Origin of the sequence: Rhizobium cauense (assembly GCF_019511525.1) — a bacterium.
Classification (GTDB): Bacteria; Pseudomonadota; Alphaproteobacteria; order Rhizobiales; family Rhizobiaceae; genus Rhizobium; species Rhizobium cauense.
In genome coordinates this window covers 215,845-238,779 of the sequence record NZ_JAEUAT010000003.1, presented here as the reverse complement: position 1 = coordinate 238,779, position 22,935 = coordinate 215,845, and the positions used below count along the sequence as shown (strand labels likewise).

The window sequence follows — 22,935 nt, the reverse complement described above, 5'->3', positions numbered from 1 at the left end:
GTGAACATCGAATTCGGCGGCAACAAAACAAAGCCCAACACTCTTTGCTTTTCCTATACGCCTGACGATGACACCGGGCTCCCGCGAAATTCCGACAGAAGAACCCGACCATACGAAATTTTTTGGAGCTGAATTCCGTGACCGAACAGCGATCGCGCTCATCGCAATGGCTCGCCTGGATGAACGACTACGTCGACGCTGCGAAACGCTTCATTTCAGAAGATCCGGTCGACGTTGCCTCAGAAGAGGAACGGGAGCTGATAGCACTCAAAATGGCGCTGTACGCCCGAGCGCTGACACTGTTCGAGGGTGCTTTGCTCCTACTCGAGAACGACAGGCAGCTCGATTTTCGCATCCATTCTCGCGGCGTCCTTGAAGCCACTATGTACCTTATCGCGCTGGACCGAAATCCCGCTTTCGTGGCGCTAATGAAGGATGACGACTTCAAGAGCCGGCATTCGCGCGCTGGCCTTCATCTCGGCGCGAAAACGTTTCCCGGCACTGACGACGTCAGGCAGCAGCTTGAGGAATTTGTCGGTCTAGGGCTCCAGGGTGCAAAGGCGATCCAACTCGGCACGCTCCTGAAGGGTAGCGACTTCGATCGGCTTTATCGCAGCTATCGCGATATGTCAGGGGATGCGGCTCACGTGAGTGTCACCGCCCTGAACCGGCACTATATCGAAAATCCCAACACGGGATTGGCAACACTGACGATCCATCCGGAGCTGGATGACAACGATTTTCAGGTCACGATGACAGAGCTAGGCATTTCCATCACAATCGCGACGCTGCTCATCATGAAGGTCAAAGAAAAGACTGACGTCTGGGACGAATTCCAGACGCTTCTCCAACGCTACCGGGCGTTGGCGAGCGAACAGCAGCAGGCCGCGCAGGCGATGCAGCACGATAGAAACGAGTAGCAGATTTTGAATTCAATCTCTGGGGGAGTTCAAATGGGAAATTTCATTGCAGCTGTTCACGGTAATCGACAGGTTCTCGTTGGCCGCATCGTGACGATGGATGGGAAGGGCACGATCTACGCCCATGGCGCCGTCTGCATCGAGGCTGACCGTATCGCCGCCGTCGTCGCTGACCCTGCTCATGTTCCCAGTGATTTCGCGGGCATTACGCCGATCGATACGCGCGGGACGATCTTCCCGGGCCTGATCGAGCTCCACAATCATCTGAGCTACAATTTCCTGCCGCTTTGGACGGTCCCGAAGACCTACACCAACCGTAATCAGTGGCGCGAACACGAGCCCGACTACAAGATCTCGATCTCGCTACCCTCGAAAGTGATCGGTGCAAATGCCGACCCTGATTATCCCCGCAGCATCGCGCGCTTCGTTGAGTGCCGGTCGCTCCTCGGCGGAACGACGACAACGCAGGGCCTGAGCCGGGGCGGCGGGGCGAAATGGTACCAGGGCCTTACACGCAATGTTGAAGCACCGCGCGACCCTGCCTTCCCAACCGCTGGCGGGCAAACACTGGACTACACAGCCGCCGAGATCGCAACAGAGCTCGTCCCCGCCCTTCAGAAAGATCGGCCCTTCTTCTACCACCTCAGTGAAGGGACTGATCAGGACGCGCGGCAACGTTTTCTTGATCTCGAATACACGCCCAACACGTGGGCGATTGATCCAGACCTGATTCCGATCCACTGCACGGGGCTCCACGCTGCCGACTACCAACGCATCGCCGCGGCCGCGGGCATGGTTTGGTCGCCGCTTTCCAACCTCCTCCTTTACGGCAAGACCGCGGACGTCGCATCCGCCAAGGCCGCAGGCGTGCCGATCGCACTCGGTTCCGACTGGTCGCCAAGCGGGAGCAAGAACCTCTTGGGCGAGCTCAAGATTGCGCGCATCCTCAGTGACCATTTGGGAGGCCTGTTCTCTCCGGAAGAGCTCTCACGGATGGTGACATCAACGCCCGCGAAAATGCTCGGCTGGCAGGGTCAGGTCGGTAGCATTGAACGCGGCCTGAAGGCGGACCTCCTGATCCTCGACGGTGACGCGGGTGATGCGTACGCGCAGCTCATCGGCGCGCGAGAGAATGACGTGCTAGCTGTGCTGATCAATGGAAGGCCTCGGCACGGTCGCCTTGGCTTCCTCGATTTCGACGCCAAGGAACAAGAACGTATCGTCATCGGCGGGAAGGACTACGTCCTCGATTTAACCGAAGCCGGCGACGATCCGCTGGCAGGGCTTTCACTTGGTACTTCGATCGCCAAGTTGACGTTCGGCCTGGCGCACCTGCCTGAGCTCGCCGCAACCGCTCCATCACCCACGATCATCGGATTTCAGGCGATCGAGCGAGACGCCATCACAATCGATTTCGAATTGGAGGATGATCAGCAATTTTCAACATTGCAGGACATCATGAAGACAGCGGCGCCAGTGTTGAGACCATTGCCCATGTCGCCGATCACGGCGGTCGACGATCCCGATTTCATCCCGGCTTTGAAAGCCAACATCAATCTCCCGCACTACGTGAAGCAAGCCCTCTAGCCGGCCGGGACAGCCAAAGGCGACGTGATGCGAAAAATCCCGCAGTGGGAGTTCGATTTCTACGCTTTGTCGCTCCCCTGCGGCCACGGTTTTGGCGACGAGCCACCCGTCGGAGCGTGGGGTGGGTCGGATGGTCTCACCTGCGGGATTGTCACCCGTAACTCCGCCACCAAAGAGTTTGGCACGATTGTGATGCGCCGGCGCGTGGACTCCGTCTGGACGATCACCGGGCGAGCGAGCGGTTTCCGTTCAATGGACACAGCAATCGAAGCCTTAAAGCCATCGCTCGCACAGGGGATACCGCCGGAACCTGTCCCGTCGGGCGTCGTCGCACACCCGCCACTCTTTGATCTCAAGGGTCGTGAGCCGAGCGATGCATTTCGACTCCTGGCAACCACTGCGCGTCAGCCCGCCGCATGGGCCCTGAACCAACTCTACCTCGCCTTGCCGAGGCCTGATCGCAACTGGGTGAGCGACTGCCAGACGACGAATTTTCACACCCGCATTTGGGAGGCTCAGCTCCTCGCCTCATTTCGAGAACAAGGACTGCTTGTCGAGCAGCCGTTCGAGTCGCCCGATTTTCGCATCGAGAACCGCCTCGGCGGCGAAGCCTGGGTCGAGGCTGTTACGGCAAATGCGCTGGTGCCCTACAATCACGTCAATGCGCCTTTCGCGGAGATACCGACGGACAGGGAAGAAATTTTCTTCGGCAGCGCCGCATTGCGCTTTGCAAAGACAATCGGCAACAAACTCGCGAGACGGTACGATCAGCTCCCCCATGTCGTCGGAAAACCGTTCATCCTAGCTGTCGCCGATTTTCATGCGTCTGGATCGATGATGTGGAGCCGAGAAGGCTTGATCGGCTATCTCCAGGGATCTGGCGCGACCGTGGCCGAGATCGACGGCCGGCTGCAAGCTGTGCCGATGCCAGCTGAAACGCTTCTTGGCCCCGCCCAATTCCCGGCCGGCCTATTTGCAAACGACCGACATTCAGAGCTTTCAGCCGTCATTTTTTCTAACGCCTGCTCAATCTCCAAGCTCAACCGCGTTCCGATCACCGCAGCGGGTGCGCCAGCCGGATACCGCTATACCAGGATGGGAGAGTTCTTTGATCGGGCACCGAGCGCGCTGAAGGGCATCCCCTTTTGCCTCGATATAACGAGCGACGAATATCGCAATCTTTGGCCGCATCGGTACGAACCCTGGACCGCCGAAGTTGAGGTCTTTCACAACCCCTTCGCCTGCCATCCCGTGCCGTTCGAACTGCTGCCGGAAGCACAACATTGGTTCGAGGCAGATGGCGAGTGGCAGTGCAGTTCCGTATACGAAACGTCGATTTTGTGGTCGCAGACATGGATCACCGACGCTGACAAGCCCGCACCCACACTGCAGGACGTTCTTGAAGCGAAGCGTAGCACTGACCGTTCCACATTCGGATGAGGCGGCACGCGTCCGCGGTGATTCAAAAGCACCTCACGACACGCACGGCTCCTCTGGACAACAAGAGTGCCTGCGCCGATTAACAGGAATTGTTTCCAGACCGACATTGGTGGCAGCGGGATGCGCACCTGATATGACGCCGGCCTGGCGCACGATCGATGCTGCCTCTTGTTGCAGTTAACCGCAAAACTCTCGCTTAACATGCTCAATGACTCAAGCGCCGCATTTGATTGCGACTAGGCTTTCGCACTTAATGTAAGGCTCTTAGCGCATCAACGAAATCAATGATGCACTTCGATGTCTACTCGATTGAAAGAGGCGAAAACGCCGAACAACATTTCCCAGCGTGCGGGCTTTTGTTGCAAAGGCTTCGCGGTTACGCGCACTCACGAAGCGATCGAAGGGCATGCTGGACATGCGACTGATGCCTCCGAAATCTGCGGACGTTCGACAACGCGCAAGACGGGCTTCCCGCTCGCAATCGCATCAATTTGGCGATGGAACTCGTGCTTTTCCAAAGCATACATGCCGCCTCGCGCACCTTCAAATCCGCAATTCCATGCAGCTAACGCCTGTCCAAATCGCAGGGCATCAACGAGTTCGCCCTCTCCGCAGCCGCGTAGCCCTTCAAGCCCGCGCGAGGCGGCTCTCGTCAGCAGCCCCGCGGTACACCAATCGCCCGAACCGCAGGTATCTACCAAAGCAGGTGCCGGCAATGCTGGCAGGATGTGCCATTCTGATGGCTTACCACTCAGGCAGTGTCTGTAGCGGAGTCCGTGTGAACCGAGCGTCTGAATTTCCAGCAATGTCGGCCGCGTGCCGGCCATCGTTCCGTCGGCCTCCGCTAACCTTTGATCGGAATACTTCACCACATGGGCGATTTGTAACGCCTCATCAAATAGCTTTTCATCAGATTTTCCTGATGGTTCAAATACCACGACAGCGCCTGCCCTGCTTGCCTCAGCGGCCAGTGTAAGTGCGGCACGAGAAACGCGATCGAGAAAGTAGACCGACGCTCCTTGAAGAGCCGGGCTGATCCGCTCCACAGAGTGCTGTGTCACCGGCCGATAGCTCGGCAAACGTTGACCGCAGTGCGGGCACGTCCACAGGAAGCGGTGGGTCGGAGATCCATCGCGTGCTCGCCGAATCTGCTGGATAATGATCGGCGTATGACCTGTGGGCGCACAATCCGTATAGTCGAGCTTTACGCCCCATCTTGCCATGTCGACGCGCACCCGTTCAGAGGCAGGGTCTCCGTTCATACGGGCAATCGGGTAAGCATCCCAACCGAGATAGGCCATAATGGATAAAACGTTTCCGCATGTCCCACCGGTCCACGAATGCACCGGTGCTTCACTGTCAACACCGATAACCAGGTCAAGCGCAACCAATCCCGTTCCAAAAATCGTCGGCCTAGCAATGGAACGCGTCATTGGATCAGTCCTTTCTTCAGCCTGGGCCGGGTCTGTGGGTAGACATCACCCTCAAGCCAGACGTGAATGAGATGCGGCGCCGATGATGCAAGCTCCACCAACGGTTTGAAATCATATCCTATCGACTCGAGGTAAGCGACCGGTAAATCCCTTTCCAGTGCGGCCATCAACGCCCCGAGAGACATTACCTTCGTACCCAGCGGCGAGAGAATGAGGATCGACCCGCCGGCGCCCCGGAATACCGGCTTGCGAAGATCGTCAAGCCCGAGGATGGTCCGATACAGATGCAAAGGATCCTGTTCGTCGGCGTAGACCACATCGCGCGCATCCACTTTCCAAGCACTATCGAATTCGACGATGTATTCTTCAGCCAGGTGGTCACCAAGGCGGGGATCGCGCGCGGGAAAAGGCAGGATTGGGCAGGTGTCATGGGGTGCAACGAAATCATGTACCCGAGAAAGGGCCTGCTGGCGGCCTTTCGCGAGCTGAGGAAGCCAAAGCTTGGCCGCCTTAGAAGCGGCATCCAACGTCAGTCCCCCTTTGAAGCCGTGGACGTATCCGGGTGCGTCGCTCGCAACTGAGGAAATCTGAGAGTCCAGATTAGGATCGTGCGCCACAAAAAGATGGAGGTTGGGCGGCCCCTTGCCTCGATCAATCCGCTCTACAAAAAACCGGATCAGGGGGAAAGCTGTCCCAACGGAGAGGGCACTGATATCGACGATCACATCCGTGATGTCGCTCATGTCCTGGCGCGATGCCGCCATGGCCACGTTCCTGCCCCCGATTACGGCGCCGTCGGGACCGAAAATATCGATGGCGACTATTTCACTGACAGGCACGCCCTCTCGCAGCCTTTCCATGTTCGCCTCGGCGCGCCGCGTCAGCTCCGGGACAGGGTTCGGACGTTGCTCCCGTACGAATAAGCCCCTGACATCGGCACCCGCCGCAACGAGCCGGTCAGCGACTTGAGTTGCGCGGGGGTCGAACCCGGCGCCCGCGATCAGGAGGGTCTTTCGTTCACCCAACGCGAAATAATCGGCGACGAATGCTTCCGCTTCTCCTCCGTCGTGCGACACGCACGGATCCCAACGCCAATTGCGTGCCATTCATTGCACCTCGCCTGCCAGACGCACCAAATCCTCTACCCGTCGCTCAAGAAAGCCTCCCCTCTTCAGCGTCAGGCCATTCTTGATGAGCAGGAGGCCGGAGAGTTCGACCAGGCACCAGACCTTGTTCTTAGCGTTGTGGTTTGGCACCAGGACAAACGCATTATAGGCAACGCCGAACTGAAGCACTTTCGCCAGATCAGGCTGCAATTTCGGAATGAGGTCGAACTCCTCCTGCAAAATTCCAAAAGCGTTTGCCCCACCCTTGAGTGACGCGTTGCCTTCCAGGCTCTTGATGATGCATTGGTCGGCAATACCCTTCGACAGCCGTCGCACAGAGTGGTGAAGGGGGAAGTCCCAGTCCCGGATCATTTCCTCGGCGCGCTTCTGAAGCAGGTTATGCTGAACCTGGCTCGTCAGTGTCGGCGATTTCGATCTTATGAGCTGGGTTTCCGACTGGGCAACGAGGCGCGCCGCCAGATGCAGGAATTGCTCGGCATTTTCCGAACTCGCATCACAGAGAGTATCGATGCCGAAGAAGTAGGGTCGATCAAACTGATGAAGCAGATGAATTTTCGCGCCATCGGCAATATCGGGACCCGCTGACAGAGGCCGCGACGGTTCTGCGTCTCCACCGTCTTCGTCTTCGAACAGGCCCCGCTGGGGGGTGCGGTTGACATAGCGTTCCAGCAATATCGCCAGCATCGCGAGCTTCAGGTCGTCTGACAGCTCTCCTGACTTCTCCAGGTAGTCGATGACTTCGCGTTCAAGGCCCGCTCGCCTGTCCGCCGTTATCTTATAACGCCGCTGTATCGCGTTGACCTTACTTTCGAGCTTTTCGGCCTTTGAGGGGGAAAGGCTGTCTACGTGCGTTGAAAGCAAATCACCGAGCGAATTGAGGCTGCGGCGATTAAAGACCTCCATCTGACTCAAATACCGGCCGGCCATATCCTTTGCCATCTTACGGAACGCACGGCGTTGATGAGCGCGGCCCTCGCTGCTCTGCATCCAGATGGCTGTAATTTCCCTCGCACGTTTCAAGCCAGGCTCGTCTTCCTCAAAGACATTTTGCCCTTCGATGAGAACATCGGATGGATTGAGTGCGTCGAGCCGGGTCAATATCCAACGTGCCACGCGCAGCTCGCGTCTTGCCAACCAGCGCTGCAGAGCCAGAAGTTGGTTGGGATGAAGGTAGTGGGCATCGTCGAAGACCACGAGCGGTATTGTTTGAACGACCTCCCCTCCATCCCTCAACTTGAAAGCATCGATGACATCTAACGGCCGGTAGGCCGTCGCTGCCATGTTCTGTTCGACCTCGTCGATCTCGGGCGGGACGAGCGCGGCCGAAATCTCGTAAATGGCGGATTCCATCTCGCGGGCTCTCCGCTGCAGATCAATCCCCCTTGTTCCACCGATGGCCTCAAGCGCTGCGTCTGCATCGGGTCTTGCGATAATCTCGATATCCTCGGGCGCGATTCCAGCCGCCTCTGCATCCCTCAGCCATCCAAGGACAGCCCGTGCCTGCAAAAGCGCGACGGTTAGAGATGCCTTCAAGGCGTCGGGGTAAGGAAACTCCCAGAACTCGCGATATTCGCTCTCGAGCGATATCCGACATCCAATCAGCGCCGGCCGGCTCTCTTTGATAGCCGCACAGGCCGTCAGAGCGTCAATGAGATTCTTGTAGGTCTCAAATCCGCGGTTTCGAAGCAGAACTCTCAACGTCGAATACTTGAATAGACGGGCAAGCGTTGTCTTGCCACTTCCTGGCGTGCCGATCACCATCGCAAGACGGTCGTAGAGCTTACCAGACTTTGCAGGCTTTTCGAAAAAGGTCGCAAGCGGCTCCGGCGTTACGACTGCGAGGAATGCCTCGTCCTGCTGCAGATATTCTGTGGCGCGCTTTTCGAAGGGATTAACCAAGTCTCACCTATACATGTCTCTGGCGGCGACGAAAAAGCGGACTCATCGCAGGTGCGACCTGACCGTCCTCCCGCTCCCCACCTTCGGTCTCGGCCCACAATAAGGCGACGGAATTGTTGGGCGTGTTGTGATCCAAGATCAGAGGCAGCGCACATCCGCCATAGCCGAGGCCAAGATGCGCCTTTCCTCCAACGTCTGTATGCTTTGTACGGATGATTGGATCATAGAAAATGTCCGTCAGCTTTATGAAGTCGCCAAAGTCATTTCCTGGAGCGTCAATCGGAAGGTCAGCCGGCAACACCGTCCCGAAAGAAAAGTGAACCGCTGACGCCCAACCTTCCGATCTGAGGGATGACCGCGCCTCCTTTTCACGTTCTACCATGATCGTGGACGCTGCATGCGAACCGATATAGTGATGGATGCAAAGCTCCCAGTCGTCAGCGAATATCTGTTTGCCGCCCAGTCCTTGTCTCGCAAGCCCAAGTGATTCCTTGAACTTGGTCAGTTTGCCTGACCACTTTGCTTTCTGTTCATTGTAGCGAAGAAACGACGTGCCGGTTCCCATGAAATCATCGATGAGGTAGACGAGCCTGAATTTGGCCTGCTTGTCCTCAAGTGCATCCTCCAGCTGGCCAACGAGGTCCTGCCACTTTTCGGTATCGAGCTGCGTTGAAACGACCAGCTGCTCATTGTTGAGGAGACCGACGTTGCTGTGGCGTAATCCGTCGATCCGGGCTCCATCACTCAATCCCATGAAAAGCGTCTGCCGTCGCAACCGTTCGACCGCACGGCGAGCATCCTCGTCTGCATAGACCCTATAGGGCGGAATCCCCCGCTCCTTGGCGACCATGCGCACGAGACGGTCGCGAACGACCTTTGGATAGAGCTGCTCTACGAGCCTCTGCATTTCGTTCGGCCCGATATACACGAGTGCCTTGCGAACAAAATCGTATGCCGTCCTGCGTTGCTCCGCGGTCCCGAATTGCTGCAACCAGGTTGCAAGGCTTTCGATAAACCGCATCCCCGCCTGGAAATCCCGGTATCCGTCATACTTTAACCGGGCCATGAGCCGCAGCCAACGGAACTCTGTCCTGGCCTCGTCATCATTCCATTGCATGATTTCACTGAGCACCCTCAGCCCCAGGTCCTCGTTCATTCAAAAGCCCCTCTCCGAAACCGAAGCCCCTCCCCCTTTGATTCTAGGGCCTCAAGATACATCCGCGTTACTGCGATCCCCCGTTGTCCTGCCTCTGCGAAGTTCCAGCACGTATCGGGATCGACACTCACCTCATCCACACTCAGGCCTGGAAAATTGTTCAGCAACTCGTAATCATTACCCGGCCAACGGCCACGATCGCCGATCGCAAGTACAGCGCGATCTGACGCCATGTCGAGGACGTGCCGTACAACATTTGTCTTCGTGACGCCCGTCGCGACGATGTCGACGGAATGACTGGACCTCGTGACGATCGCGTCCCTGCATCCCGTCCTCAGGATGATCTGATGAGTAAGGTCCCAGAGCCTGTTCTCCGCCATATAATGGCGTGGCTCAAGCGTGATCTGATATCGTCTGTTGGTCTGATCGGCGGATCCTGCCAGTTCTTCGCTTTCAGCAAGCGCCGCAGCGAGATCCTTAAGCTCGGGACAGACTTCATCGGTACCGTCCGGCCAGGCGTCATCATCAAGTGACGCTATCATCGAGCCATTATAATAGCCGACGACGACTCGCGACCACAGCCGCTCTGGAAGCACTTTCCGCAGATCTTTCCTGACGGAAACACCACGACCGGTCGCAAACGCGAGAACAGCGTCGCTCTCTGCGACCCGGACCAGTTCCGCCGCCATGTCAGGCCTTGCTGGCTGGAACCTATGGCGCGTGTCGACAACTGTCCCATCGTAATCCAGAATGACTCCGCCGAATGCCGTTGCCTCCAGCCGGTCTGCAAATCGAGAATATGCCTCCTGCCATTGAGTGAGTGTTCCGCGTCGTTCGAGACGCAAGACGCTTTCCCCGGTCTTGCGCTCTATGGCGGAAATCGCTCTCGTGCTCATGTTCTTGGCCGGCCTTAGGCGCGGCCGGACAGGAAGGCTCAGGTGATAGAGCTTCCTCCCGAAATCCGGCACACCCGGTTGCCCGGGATCGATCCCGCGTGCGGACCCTATCCAACCCGTGACATGCAACGCAGCAAGGAGCGACCCAATTTGAGACGTGATCCCACGACCAGGAATCTTCAGTCGAGCCGTCGGCACGCCAGGTGGTATCAACGCGAGCGTGCGGTCAGCAATTGCCTCGTCCTCGTCGCCGACAAGGGCGAGCACGGACGACTCCTCGCCGCGTTTGGCAAGCCAGTGATGCCGTCCGTGGGCAAAATTTCGGTAGTCCGCGATCTGCGCGACACCTAACGCTGCTTCAGTGAACTTCGATTCAATGTCGATCGCACCGACTTTGGTGGACGGCCCGTACAGGACAATCGTTGTCGACCTCGCCCACAGCCCGTTTGTGTCGGCCCTCCATTGCTGGACGGTTTCGGTATCCGCGTTGAGCATCGGCGCAATGCGATCTTGGACATCCGTCCAATCCGCTCGGGGATCGAATATCCCCTGATAGGCCCGGGCAAGAAGCGCGGTGAACGCAAGCAGTGAATTTGTTGCCAGAAAGCCATCCTTGCCCGCCGGCGGTGAGAACATCAGCAAGTCAACAAATGGATGGCGATCACAAAGTTCGGTGACCGGACTTCCCGGTCGACCGCACATGACAGCAACCTGGCGATGCTCCCGTTCAATCAGATACTTTGCCGCAGCGTTGATATCGACATTGCTTCCGCCCGCCGTCAGCAGCCACTGTGCGACGTTCGCGTCAAGGATGGCGTCGACGGCCTCGAGCGGGGTATTCACAACCGCGGGCTTGCCGCCAAAGGATTGATGCAGCCACACGAGGGCGTGCGCTGCAGTCAACGATCCGCCGGAGCCGATAGCGGCCAACGGCGAAAGGCTGGCCGTCTTCACCGCTCTCTTCAATGGGTCGATGTCGACACTGCATGCCCAGTGAAAAGTCTCTTCTAGCCTTTCGAGCTCGTTCGCGTAAGGTTTTGCCATCGAAATCCCCTTGGTTCCTTATGGAACGTAAAGGGAACAGAGTCCTTTTTCCATAGCAAACATCTCGTGATTTAATACGAAAAGCCTTGATGCGGGAGTCCGGCGCTAGCGTGAATTCACATCGAAGCCTAATTTATCAACAGTTGTATTTTCGTCACCTCGTGGGTCACTCATCAGATCACTGGAGTGCGCGCTGTCAGACTGTAAGGGACCCAGTTTGGTTTGTGTCCGGATAAGGCGAAAATGCCTCGGGTTCTTCACCCTTGCTGCCACTGTTAGACCGAAGAGCCGCCACCGGCCGGACCGATTTTTTGCCCGCAGTCAGGTCACTACTGTCCCGGATGGGCTCCCCGGGCTCAAACCACTTCAAGGCGACCGCTCCCTGCGATTCGCCTAGTCGCGTCGCTTTGAGTGTTCTATTCATCAATTTCTTCTTGGGGATCTCTTATCTGTTACCCTGCGCACCTGATGATATTGTCGTGGGATGAAACCGATTCATTTATTCTACTCTTGGCAGAGTGATCGCGACAGCAAGGTGTGTCGGAATTTCGTCCGCCACGCGCTAGAGACAGCCATCGAGAACCTGAAGAATTCCTACGGCATCGAGATGTATCTTGACTCGGATACGGCCGATGTACCGGGCACTCCTCACGTTAGCGAGACGATTCTGCGTAAGATCCGGGAATGTGACATCTTCGTCGCGGATGTCACGTTTGTCGGAAGCACTTCAAATGGGAAGCAACTTCCCAATCCGAATGTGATGATCGAGTTTGGCTATGCACGAGCAATTCTGCCAGATCGGCAGATACTGCTGTCGATGAACACTGCTTTTGGCCAACCTGGGGACCTTCCCTTCGACCTCTCCCATCTTCGCCATCCGACGCAGTATGCCGTACCCGAGGAAATGAGTGATACCCAACGCCGCGACCAACGCGCGAAGCTAAGTGTAACTCTAACATCGCATCTGAAAGCGATCGCCGGCGAAGTCCTTTCGGTGAGGGCATCTCAGAAGCCGAGCGCCGACATAATTGCCCCGGCCCATGCCATTGTGACCAACCTGGTCCAGATGAGCAGCCGTGGAGAGACGCCGGCGATCATCCCAGGGATCGTGTCCACTGTAGTGGTGTAGCTGGACGGCTATGGTCCCATGCTCTCCGGCGTGAGCCGGACTGATCAACGTGCCACTGCCGGCAAGCTGATCATAGGATCATCGCTCATCTGGCCGATAGTTTCTAGGGTCATATAGCGTGCCCGCTGCACGGCCCATTTGATGGCATGGACCGCTCCCTTTTCCTCAGCGAATATGGCGCTGTCTTTTTAGCTCAGAGGAGCCATCCCATGCCTGTTGTTACCATTGGTCTTGATCTTGCAAAGACAGTCTTTCAAGCTCATGGCGTCGATGCTGCCGGCCAAACTGTTCTTCGCCGTCGCCTTGCACGCAATGAACTGTTGGCATTTTTTGCCAAGCTGCCGCCATGTTCGATTGCGATGGAAGCATGCTCAAGCGCTCATCACTGGGCTCGGGAGCTCGTCATTCTAGGTCATGACGTTCGGCTCATTCCGCCGCAATATGTTAAACCCTACGTTAAACGGAACAAGACTGACGCGGCAGACGCTGAGGCGATATGTGAGGCTGCGGGTCGGCCTAACATGCGCTTTGTCCCGATCAAGACTCGAGATCAGCAGGCAGTACTCGTTCTGCATCGGTCTCGTTCCTTGCTGGTGCGCCAACGAACGGCATCGATCAACGCTGTAAGGGGATTGGTTGGTGAGTTTGGGCTTATCGCATCGAAAGGCCGCTACCGCATGTCAGAATTGCGGCAGCGCATGAATGCAATGACGCCAGAGCAGCTGCCATCGGTCGCCTGCCAAGCTATCAATACCCTGTTTGATCATATCGATGTACTTGAAGACCAAATTGCTGCTGTCGAACGGCAAATTGTCGAGTGGCATAAAAGCAACGAAGACAGCCTGCGGCTGGCGACCGCGCCGGGCATTGGCCCTATCACGGCGAGCGCGATCGTTGCAGCTGTGGGGAATGGTCGTCAGTTCCAGTCGGCGCGGCATTTTGCGGCCTGGCTCGGATTGACACCAAGGATGCATGCAAGCGGGAAGAAAGAGCGGATCGGAAGGATCAGTAAAGGAGGGGACCGATATCTGCGGGCGCTTCTAATCCATGGCGCGAGAGCGATCGTCGGCACGTTGTTCCGCAAAAACGTAACGCCTCGACCTTGGCTGCTTGCACTGGCGGCACGCAGACCGACCAACGTCACAGCTGTCGCCGTCGCCCACAAAACAGCGCGTGCGTTGTGGGCAATGCTGACACGTGAAGAAAAGTACCGCAAACCAATTGCCGCAGCACCGTCTGTAGCATAATAGCTCCAGCACTGTTCCCACGACCAGTGCTGGCTTGCGAGGGTAAGCGAATGTGATGGCAAACCGGTATGATCCGGGTTCGGCAAAGGCCCATGAAATGATGCGAGCCATATGAGCTCGTCCATTTGTCTGGCCGCCGATCCGCGAATACCATCAAGGCCAGCGGCCGAGCGGCTCGCACAGATAGGCCGGATACACGACCGCAAGCACCGTGTCTGCCGTGACGTTCAAATTATCCTTGCAAACCGGGAGCGGTCCATACACGTCATTCTGTTCGAGCAGCAACGCGCCGACGAGTCTGACGATAGCCTCATCGTTGGGGAAGATGCCGACGACCTCTGTGCGTCGCTTGATTTCGCCGTTGAGCCTCTCAAGGGAATTGATCGAATGGAGCTTGACGCGATGCTCTTTGGGAAAGCTCATATAGGCGAGGACGTCGTGTTCGGCCTCATCCATGATGGCGGCGAGCTTTGGTACCTTCGGACGGATCTGGTCAGCGACGGCGCGCCACTGCAGGCTTGCAGCCTCTGCCGTCTCCTGGGCGAAGGCAGTGGCGATGAATGCCGACACGACCCGGCGGCCACTCTTTCCGGCATGCGCCAGCACGTTACGGGCAAAATGAACCCTGCAGCGCTGCCAGGTCGCGCTGAGAACCTTCGAGGTTGCCGCCTTGATCCCTTCGTGTGCATCGGAGACGACGAGCCTGACGCCGCGCAGGCCGCGCCGGGTCAGTTTGCGTAGGAACTCCGTCCAGATTGGCTCCGCTTCGGAGGTGCCGACCTCCATGCCCAGAACCTCGCGCCGACCATCGGTGTTGACGCCGACGGCGATGATGACGGCAACGGATACGATCCGGCCGCCACGACGCACCTTGAGGTAAGTCGCGTCGACCCAGAGGTATGGCCAGTCGCCTTCGATCGGTCGATCGAGGAAGGCCTTCACTTTGCCGTCGATCTCCTCGCAGAGCCGACTGACCTGGCTCTTGGAGACACCACTCATCCCCATTGCCTTCACCAGGTCGTCGACCGAGCGGGTCGAGATGCCCTGGATGTAAGCCTCCTGAATGACGGCTGTCAGCGCCTTCTCGGCCATGCGCCGTGGCTCAAGGAACGACGGGTAGTAGGTGCCCTTCCTGAGCTTGGGGATACGCAGCTCGACGGTGCCGGCGCGCGTCTCCCAGTCCCGGTCGCGATAGCCGTTGCGCTGAGCCATGCGCAACGGGTTCTTCTCGCCATACGCGGCACCGGTGGAGGCCCCAACCTCCATCTCCATTAGGCGTTCAGCGGCAAAACCGATCATCTCACGCAAAATATCGGCGTCGGGGGTCTTCTCTACGAGCGTGCGCAGGTTCATCATGACATCGGTCATCGGTGGTTCCTTCCAATCAGGTTGGTGTGAGCAACCCGACTTTACCGGAGAACTTCGATGACCGCCGCTTCGCCGCTCGCTCGCTACGGCGCGATTGAGAACGCGCTCACGAGCGGCTTCGCTACCGCCGACCTACACCACTCGGCGGGACACGACCATCCCAGGCCCACGCTTGGTTATGAAGCTCGTTACCGCAGAGGCTGCGACTGTGGGATCGGTAGTTCCCAGTCGCATCAATTCAATCCGCCCCAGATTTATTCCGACTGCTTACCGAGAGAGCGTCGCGGAGACCAACACGACGGAGTGGTCTGAATTCGATCCGCCGCGCGTCATTCAAGGCCGGCCTAATCCGGAGTCGCGATGGTATTTTCGCGTTTTGCGTTCTGGTGCGATTGATGCTGCAATTATGGTCGGGGCCCGCATCGATGACGACAGAGACATTTTGGTCGATATCGAACCACTCGAAGCGCGAATTGTCGAGATGGCCGAGCGAATGGGGGAGATAGCCTCTAAAATCGGGTCTGGAGGCCCGTTGGTCATCCATGCTGGCCTTGAGGGATTGGACGACGTGCGTTTGGTCGGTCGACATAAGGCCAAGCGATTGCTCGCGCCTTACGTGCATCTCGGCACGATCGACCTGGCGTCAACGGCAGCAATATCGATCGAAAGTCTACAACAGATGCTTGATGCCGTATGGCTTGCAGCTGGCTTTTCCGATGGATCACCGCTCTTTGCCGACGGTCTGATCGGCGAAGAGCGCAGGACAATGCTTGCCGCACCAGAGGCGATCAGCGGTAGAGCTTGACGCTGACGCTAGCTACATGCATTGCAGAGATCAAGTTAGAAATCTGGCACTCCAAAATGCCCGGTATCTTTGGAGGACATAGCTTCATCAGTAACGGTAAATATAACCTGTTGATGTGACCGACGGCACGTTGTCCGTTGCGTCGAACAAACGCTAGTTTCTGCAACATGACGCATGTACCGATCGACCGACGTTTATCCGTCTCCCTCCACGGCGAAACCGTGGTCCTGCCCCTGAGCCAACTCCGGGACAGGCCCTTCGTCGTGCTTCTGGGCGAGCCCGGGATCGGCAAGACGACGGCACTGAAATACGAGGCGGCGCAAGAAGGCGGGCTGGTCGAAACCTGTCGCGAGGTAATGGCCGGAACGAGCAAAATTGTCGGCCAAACGGCATATCTGGACGCGCTCGACGAATTCCGATCCGGTGAAGACGGCAGAAACAAGCTGCTTCAGCTGGCGAAGTCGATCACCGAGGCCTCGATTTCCCGTTGGCGGCTGACCTGCAGGGCCGAAGACTGGCGCGATGTCGCCGATCTGAAAGCCATGCGGAGTGCAGCCGCAGATCACCCTATAACCGTTGCCAACCTCCTGCCTCTCGATACAGACGAAGCGATTGAGATCCTCGTGGGGCTTGGGGCAGATGATCCGGCAGAGATCGTTCGGGAGGCAAACGCCAAGGGTGCGACGGCTTTTCTTGAAAGTCCATTGAGCGTTCGGCTCCTGTATTCAGCGCTGCAGTCGAGTGGAGGTTGGCCGGAGACCCGATATGACCTGTTCGATCAAGCGACCCTTCAGCTGGCCTGGGAGCATGATGACGAAAGGGTCATCGACGATCGTCCTAGTGCCGACGACATCATTTTATCGGCTGAGGAAATGTGCTTCTACCAACTCGCAACGGGAGCAAAAGCGATCTGGCGGGCTAACTCGCTCCCGCCGGGCGGCAGTGTGAACGACTACGTCCCCGTCCAGGGGCTATCCTTCGATCATGCCGTGGCACGTTTTACGCTCGACACGGCTCTGTTTCGCGGAGAGGGGCATGCTTTCGAGCCATTCCACAAGACGATCGCCGAATATCTGGGCGGCCGCTACCTTGCCCGCAGAGTTACCGGAAAGATTGATGGACACCGGTTTCCGCTTCAACGCGCAACAGCCTTGATTTCCAGTCATGACGGCAAGGCTGCGAGCGAAATGCGCGGACTGTTCGCATGGTTCACGGCCCACCTGTCCCGACTTGGCGATCACGGCGGTGCTCTTGCACTCATCGAGCTCGATGCCGCAACCGTGCTCGCCTACGGCGATGCTGCCGTGTTCCGCACTGATGAACGCCGCACCATCCTTCACAACCTCGATCGCGAGGATCCATATTTCCTGTCTTCACGCAACGGATCGACGGTTCTGGGCGGGCTGGCCGGAGAGGATCTCATCCAGGACTTCGTCGAGATACTGGATGCCAACAAGAGTTCCCACCTTCAGATAACCGTCCTTGAAGCGCTTCGCGACGGTACACCCCTGCCTGCCATGCAGACAAAGCTACGCGAGATTATACTCGACGACCGCCGTCCGACCTGGCAACGGGATCGCGCAAGTGATGCCTGGGTGAAGCTGGCTCCCGATCGGTCCGAGCGTCGGCTACAGCTATGTCACGACCTCGAAGCGACCCCCGTTTCTTACGATCAGATCCAGCTGCGGGCTGGTTTGTTAGCGGACCTCTCGACGACTGTCGTCGGCCCAGACACGATCCGCCAGCTTTTGACCGACCTCAACAATCTTCCCGCCAAAGAGAGCGAGACCCATCACATGGGGGCATTGCTCGCCCTTTTGACGGAACTGAAGAAGCGCCCACGAGCGAATTATTTCGACGAGCCGAGCATAGCGCCACCCGGCAAAGACAGGGGCTTAAAGAGTGAGGTGCGCCATTTCCTGCAGCGCACGCTCGCCTCGGCAATTCTGTCCTCCCTGGATATCAGCGCAGAACGCTTGTGGGGATGGCTCCGCGCTATCCGGGAATACGAGTGGGACCGACTTGACGACGACCTCGCGGGTGCGGTCGCCGCCTGGATCGAGAAGGATCCCGATCGGCGTGAACTGGAGCTCTTCGACGCGATTGCGGACAAGGTCGATCCAAGGGACGGTGCCTGGGTCATCAGCAATCATTACATTCCGACCGCGCGCCGTGCCCCATCGCAGAGCCTTCTCGAGGCCCTTTTCAGGCGCGCTCGGTCTGAGCCGGATGAGGCAACGCGGCGGCGGCGTCTTGAGATCGCCGCTTGGGCCGTACGAACCGAGAGCCTCTGGCCAGTTTGGAAAGACAGGATCATCGCGGCGCTGGACGCCGAGGGTGGTATGGAGGAGCTCTCTGCGGCCTTGCTGTCAGACCCCAACGCGAAATGGAAAGAAGACGAACGGCTCCGGAAGGAAGCAGAAGAAGCCGAGGTCGAGGCGACCCGAGTAAACAATGTCAAGGAATTGAGCTCCAAGGTGAACGGCATCGCCGCAGCCAATGCGAGTGAGCACGACATTCTAGGGTGGGCCGCCGTCCATTATCGAGACACCGCCATCTCAGACCGAAAGGCGCCGCTGGCGACAGTCGAAAAATACACCAACGCACAGATCGCCTCGGCGATTGCCGAGGGTTTTGTCCAGTACGCCATCCACGTCGACACGGGATTCACTGTGGCAGATCTTGGCGAGATGGAAGCCAAGAACTCCAGTTACAGGAAGGAATATGTCGTCGCCTCCGGCGTTCACCAGATCATCATGCAAGATCGCGCAAGCGAACTGAATGCATGCCCGTTGGTTACCCCGATCATCGCTCTCCGCCACCGGTATTACGGCGGCCCCGATGACAAAGCGATGGAATCTTGGGCCATGGAGCGGCTCGGCGACGATCCGGCCCGCGGTGCTGAAGCCCTGGTCGCGTTCTGGCTGGCCACGATCGATGCAGGCGGTGCGAGTCTTGACTTCCTCCACTTCCTGCAGGCATCCCCCGACCTCGCATCAAGGGCCGTGAGCGGCCTTCTGCAGGTACGGCCAGACCTGGAAGACCGGCCGCTCGAACGCGCTTTGTCTGTCGCAGCCGCCGTCATGTCCGGTTCGGAGTTGAAGCCCATTGTTGAAAGAGCCCTCGCCTGCGAACTTAGCGAAAAGGCGCGCGCGATCTGGAGCTTTGTCCGGCTGGCATTGAAGCCGGAGGCATTCGAGGCCAGCGACACGGCTGAAGCGCTGGAAGCGACCTTGCTTGCCCCGGATGGCGAGCTTGTTGAGCGGCTCCAGGCACTGTCCGATGCACCGGTGGTGCTGGACGGTCTTCGAATCAGGGTGCTCGGACGGTCTCATCCGGCACACGAGGACGACTGGAACGAGCGCGGCAGTCCGAGCCGCATCGTCAGGGCAGCAATCCAGCGGCTCCAGGTGTCCCTTGACCCAAGGGCCGGTGCATTCTTCAAGGAGCTGCCAACGATTATCGATCCGAGTTGGGCGCCAATCATCGCTCACGCGGCCGCCGAACGGGGACGGCTCCTGCGCGACAAACTCTATGTCGCTCCATCTCTTTCCAAGCTGAAGCAAGCTCTGGCGGGCGGCCCGCCCGCCAATCCGGCCGATCTCGTCGCGATCGTTCGCGAGGAGCTTGATCGATACAAACGGACACTTCGCACAGGAAGCGAGACACCTTGGAAGCGATACTGGAACGCGGACGAAAACGGCGCTGCGACCAAGCCACAGATAGAAAATGAGTGCCGCGACCGCCTGCTGGAACTCTTGCGACCACAATTCGAGCGATACGGGATCGTAGCAAGCGCCCCGGAAGCCAGAATGGGAGAGAACACCAGGGTCGACATTCTCCTATTGTCCTATGCGGGCAAAACGGTTCCGATTGAGGCAAAACGGCACTACAATAAAGAGATCTGGACAGCGCCGGTCGAGCAGCTCGCGGGCTACGCCCAGACCGAAGCTGCGAGTGGCTACGGCGTCTACCTCGTCTTCTGGTTCGGAACCGAGTTCGCTCTGCCGCCTCGGCTGGATGGAACAGAGCGGCCCACGACGGCACTCGCGTTGGAGAAGCAGCTGACCGCGGACTTGCCCGCCACTTTGAAGGACATGTTCACGGTGATCGTGCTGGATGTCTCTCGGCCGGAAGCGATGATCAATGCTACCGCCAAACCGAAAAAGTCCAAGCACAAGCCGAAAGCTGATGGCAATAAAATGTGAATCCTGCCGACTTGGACTTCTTCATTAACGAAGAGCATCTTTCTCATGGCGCGACAGCGAGATTTGAAAACCAAGCTGCTCCTGACAATTCCGGATCTGATTGTTGTGAACCATCCGCTCCCTATTCAATTGCGACGCCTGACTGTCTGTCACACTGACCATCTGGACGATAAGCGTCCACTTTACGACCCTGGATATCAGCGATAGGAGGCTCGTATTTCATCATCAAAGATAGACGAGTGCTAGAGTCCCCAAGCCCGAAACCTCCCCCTCCCCGTCATCTCCCTCAAGCCTAACTCACCAAGGCTACGCCGCGCCGCCTGCGGCGTGACGTTCAGCGTCTCAGCGACCATGCCGGCCGACACCAGCGGTTTTGCGATAACTAACTCGACCAGTTCCGGCAGTTTTGACGAGGCGCGGCGCCCCTCCAGTTTTCGATCCATCATCGTTTTCGCGAGCGCCAGCCGGTCATGCTCCTTTATACCGATCTCGGAGGCCGCCATCAGCCCTTGGGCAACGGCGAGCAGCCGGGTCACGCGATCGCGATGCCGGCGCCGGTCCACGGGAATGGTTTTAAGGCCGAGATTGATGGCAGCGAGATGCGCCGCGGTGGTGATACCGGCCTGGCGGAGGACCGATGCCGCGAGTGGCCGGCCGAGCCAGGGCGCGTGCTGCAGCACCGACAATTCGTTCCAGGCATCGAGGGCGACGATGGCCTGCAGCACCGCCGGCAAGTCTTGCGTCTGTCGCAGCACGCCCTGCCATTCCTCGAGCCGCTCGTCCTCGTCCCAGTCGAGATCGTAAACCAGCGGATCCTTTTCCCTGGCCCGAGCCGGGCCGGGCTTCTTTGCTTGTTCGATGGCAGCCTCCGATCGGGCCAGCACCGCATCGATGGCAGCGAATTCTTCCGCAAGCGGGCCGGTATCATCGTCCTCCTCCCCCTCCCCTTCTCCGACCGTGCCAACATCCGGCGCGACGGCGTCGATCGCGACAGCACCGTCGGCGCCATGCGACGCTGCAGGCGGTGCCTGCCCACGGAGGCTGCGGAGGCCTTCGGGGCTGAGCGCCCAACCGGGTGGCTGCGCCGCCATGCGCCGGCGGGTTTTCAAAACGTCGCGGGCGATGGTCAATTCATGGGTCGGGGTGCGGACATCCTTTGTAGCGTCGTGGAGGACGAGGTCCTCGAGGTGCACGAGCTCGCCGTCGATCCACAGCGAGGCGCAGGCATCTGCGAAATGGGATCGTTCTATCCAGCCCTGCCCGACCGGCGAGCGGGCGATGCGCTCGTCGAGACGCGCCAAAGCGATGCCCGCCCGAAACGCTGGCTCCATCAGGCTGGTCATCGGCAATCTCGCTAGATCGTAAGACATTGAAATCGTGGTAAATGATTTGTTAAACGAACTCTATCTAAATATTAGGGTTCGCCACATCGTATAATTGTGGGTTGGCGTGCTAACCATCGATAATGATCGGTTATCGATGGTCGAGCGAAAATGCCAATCAAGACCGTGGACTTAGCGCGCAATCCCCATAAGCCGCGCTCGATCCGCAAAGCATCGGATAGATCCTTCGATCCGTACCATTCCCTGACGGGTAGCCATGGTTGTCTGCCCCCACCATTTTCGGATGAGTTCAAAGAGCAGAGCGGACCAAACAGATAGCGCCCGCGGGCGATCCAATTCACAGTTCCGATATCGCAGAGGTAAATGACCTACCGGCCGGCTGTGACGGTCGGAGAGGCTTTGTCCGCTACTGCGCGCCCCGGCCTTGCCAATGACCTCGCGATATCAACAATGTCATCGCGCGAGGCAGTTGGATCTTCCTTGTTCCAGGCGACACCTAGCCCGATCCGGAAGTCGATCCCCCTCACCTTCTTCAGTTCGAACGCACGGTTCGGCAGCTCAAGCGTCCATTCCGGCGCAAAGCCGATGCCAAGACCGGCCGAGACCAGTGATACCAGCGACCAGGTGTCATCGCAGGAGTAGGCGATGTTCTTGGTCAGGTCGTATTCCTCGAACTTCTCATTGAAGTACCGTTCCGTGAACGACAGGTTCTGCCGGTTGAAGGCGATGATCTTCTGGTCGCGCAGATCATCGATCGAAATGTCATCGCGCTTTGCCAGCGGATTGGAATGGCCAACGGCCAGATAGTAGCGCTCATGGGCAATCGAAAAGAAGCGCAGCGAGCCGATGTTTTCCACCGGGCGGATGAAGCCGAGATTGATCTGGCCACTCTCCAAATTACGGATGATGTCGCCGGTATTGCCCGACGAGATATGGATGCGGACATCGGGGAACTTGCGGGCGATCTTCGACAGGAATGTCGGCAGCATGCCGATGGTGGCGGGATAGACGGTGCCGATCCTGATCTGGCGGATGCGGCTGCCGCCGGCGGCCCGTGTCAGCTCGGTGCCGAGCTCGACCTCGCTGAGGATGCGGACACAGCGATCGTAGAACGTCTCCCCTGCCCTGGTCAGTTCGACCCGCCTGGTCGAGCGGATGAACAGGGCACAGCCAAGCTCGCGTTCCAGCGACATGACATGATTGCTCAGCGCTGGCTGGGCAATCCGCATCTTGGCTGCCGCCCTGCCGAAATGCAGTTCCTCGGCTACTGCCTTGAAATAGGAAAGTTGGCGTAATTCCATGTAAAACCCTTTATTTGGGAAAAGGACTACAA

Annotated in this window: 14 protein-coding genes and 1 pseudogene; 7 read left to right on the top strand and 8 right to left on the bottom strand. The window is 58.2% G+C overall.

Translation table 11 applies throughout. The annotated features are described in order from the left end of the window. The first annotated feature begins 137 nt into the window (after positions 1 to 137). Genes JNB88_RS07155 through JNB88_RS07145 form a run of 3 tightly spaced genes read left to right on the top strand, consistent with a single transcriptional unit; the run spans position 138 to position 3,947 of the window. Positions 138 to 920: a DUF5677 domain-containing protein gene (locus JNB88_RS07155; RefSeq protein WP_220354843.1), complete on the top strand. Its 783-nt coding sequence runs from the start codon at positions 138 to 140 to the stop codon at positions 918 to 920. Between the two features lie 33 nt (positions 921 to 953). Beyond that, entirely contained in the window at positions 954 to 2,507 is a 1,554-nt protein-coding gene (locus JNB88_RS07150) for an amidohydrolase family protein (protein ID WP_220354842.1), read from the top strand. A gap of 27 nt (positions 2,508 to 2,534) precedes the next feature. Then, positions 2,535 to 3,947 (top strand): hypothetical protein, encoded by a 1,413-nt coding sequence (locus JNB88_RS07145; protein ID WP_220354841.1) that lies wholly within the window; start codon positions 2,535 to 2,537, stop codon positions 3,945 to 3,947. A gap of 386 nt (positions 3,948 to 4,333) precedes the next feature. On the opposite strand, the gene JNB88_RS07140 is transcribed toward JNB88_RS07145, so the two are convergent. From JNB88_RS07140 to JNB88_RS07120, 5 genes are all read right to left on the bottom strand, one after another. After that, entirely contained in the window at positions 4,334 to 5,380 is a 1,047-nt protein-coding gene (locus JNB88_RS07140; RefSeq protein ID WP_220354840.1) for a PfkB family carbohydrate kinase, read from the bottom strand. Next, positions 5,377 to 6,144, bottom strand: a complete 768-nt coding sequence (locus JNB88_RS07135) for a hypothetical protein (protein ID WP_223217100.1) — start codon at positions 6,142 to 6,144, stop codon at positions 5,377 to 5,379. The genes JNB88_RS07140 and JNB88_RS07135 overlap by 4 nt, the downstream gene beginning before the upstream one ends. A gap of 342 nt (positions 6,145 to 6,486) precedes the next feature. Next, the gene (locus JNB88_RS07130; RefSeq protein ID WP_220354838.1) at positions 6,487 to 8,406 is read right to left on the bottom strand and encodes a hypothetical protein; all 1,920 of its coding nucleotides are present in this window, start codon (positions 8,404 to 8,406) and stop codon (positions 6,487 to 6,489) included. Positions 8,407 to 8,413: 7 nt separating this feature from the next. Then, positions 8,414 to 9,562, bottom strand: coding sequence for a phosphoribosyltransferase-like protein (locus JNB88_RS07125; RefSeq protein ID WP_220354837.1), 1,149 nt, complete (start codon positions 9,560 to 9,562; stop codon positions 8,414 to 8,416). Beyond that, complete coding sequence (locus JNB88_RS07120; protein ID WP_220354836.1) at positions 9,559 to 11,502, bottom strand: sucrose-6-phosphate hydrolase; 1,944 nt, start codon at positions 11,500 to 11,502, stop codon at positions 9,559 to 9,561. The genes JNB88_RS07125 and JNB88_RS07120 overlap by 4 nt, the downstream gene beginning before the upstream one ends. A gap of 484 nt (positions 11,503 to 11,986) precedes the next feature. Here JNB88_RS07120 and JNB88_RS07115 point away from each other — a divergent pair, with 484 nt between their 5' ends. Then, entirely contained in the window at positions 11,987 to 12,631 is a 645-nt protein-coding gene (locus tag JNB88_RS07115) for a hypothetical protein (protein ID WP_220354835.1), read from the top strand. A 209-nt stretch (positions 12,632 to 12,840) separates the two neighbouring features. Continuing rightward, positions 12,841 to 13,878 (top strand): IS110 family RNA-guided transposase, encoded by a 1,038-nt coding sequence (locus JNB88_RS07110; protein WP_220355079.1) that lies wholly within the window; start codon positions 12,841 to 12,843, stop codon positions 13,876 to 13,878. Positions 13,879 to 14,142: 264 nt separating this feature from the next. On the opposite strand, the pseudogene JNB88_RS07105 reads toward JNB88_RS07110, so the two are convergent. After that, positions 14,143 to 15,246 (bottom strand): annotated as a pseudogene (locus JNB88_RS07105) (IS256 family transposase); the annotation flags it as partial. Between the two features lie 406 nt (positions 15,247 to 15,652). Between JNB88_RS07105 and JNB88_RS07100 the strand changes: the two are divergent. Together JNB88_RS07100 and JNB88_RS07095 are read left to right on the top strand one after the other, a co-directional pair. Further along, positions 15,653 to 16,051, top strand: a complete 399-nt coding sequence (locus tag JNB88_RS07100; RefSeq protein WP_220354833.1) for a hypothetical protein — start codon at positions 15,653 to 15,655, stop codon at positions 16,049 to 16,051. Between the two features lie 167 nt (positions 16,052 to 16,218). After that, the gene (locus JNB88_RS07095; RefSeq protein ID WP_220354832.1) at positions 16,219 to 20,259 is read left to right on the top strand and encodes an NACHT domain-containing protein; all 4,041 of its coding nucleotides are present in this window, start codon (positions 16,219 to 16,221) and stop codon (positions 20,257 to 20,259) included. Between the two features lie 242 nt (positions 20,260 to 20,501). Here the strand turns inward: JNB88_RS07095 and JNB88_RS07090 are convergent, their stop codons facing one another. Then, on the bottom strand, positions 20,502 to 21,602 hold the full coding sequence (locus JNB88_RS07090; RefSeq protein ID WP_223217099.1) for an RHE_PE00001 family protein: 1,101 nt from the start codon (positions 21,600 to 21,602) through the stop codon (positions 20,502 to 20,504). A gap of 368 nt (positions 21,603 to 21,970) precedes the next feature. Next, entirely contained in the window at positions 21,971 to 22,903 is a 933-nt protein-coding gene (locus JNB88_RS07085) for a LysR family transcriptional regulator (RefSeq protein WP_220354830.1), read from the bottom strand. Positions 22,904 to 22,935: the final 32 nt, after the last annotated feature.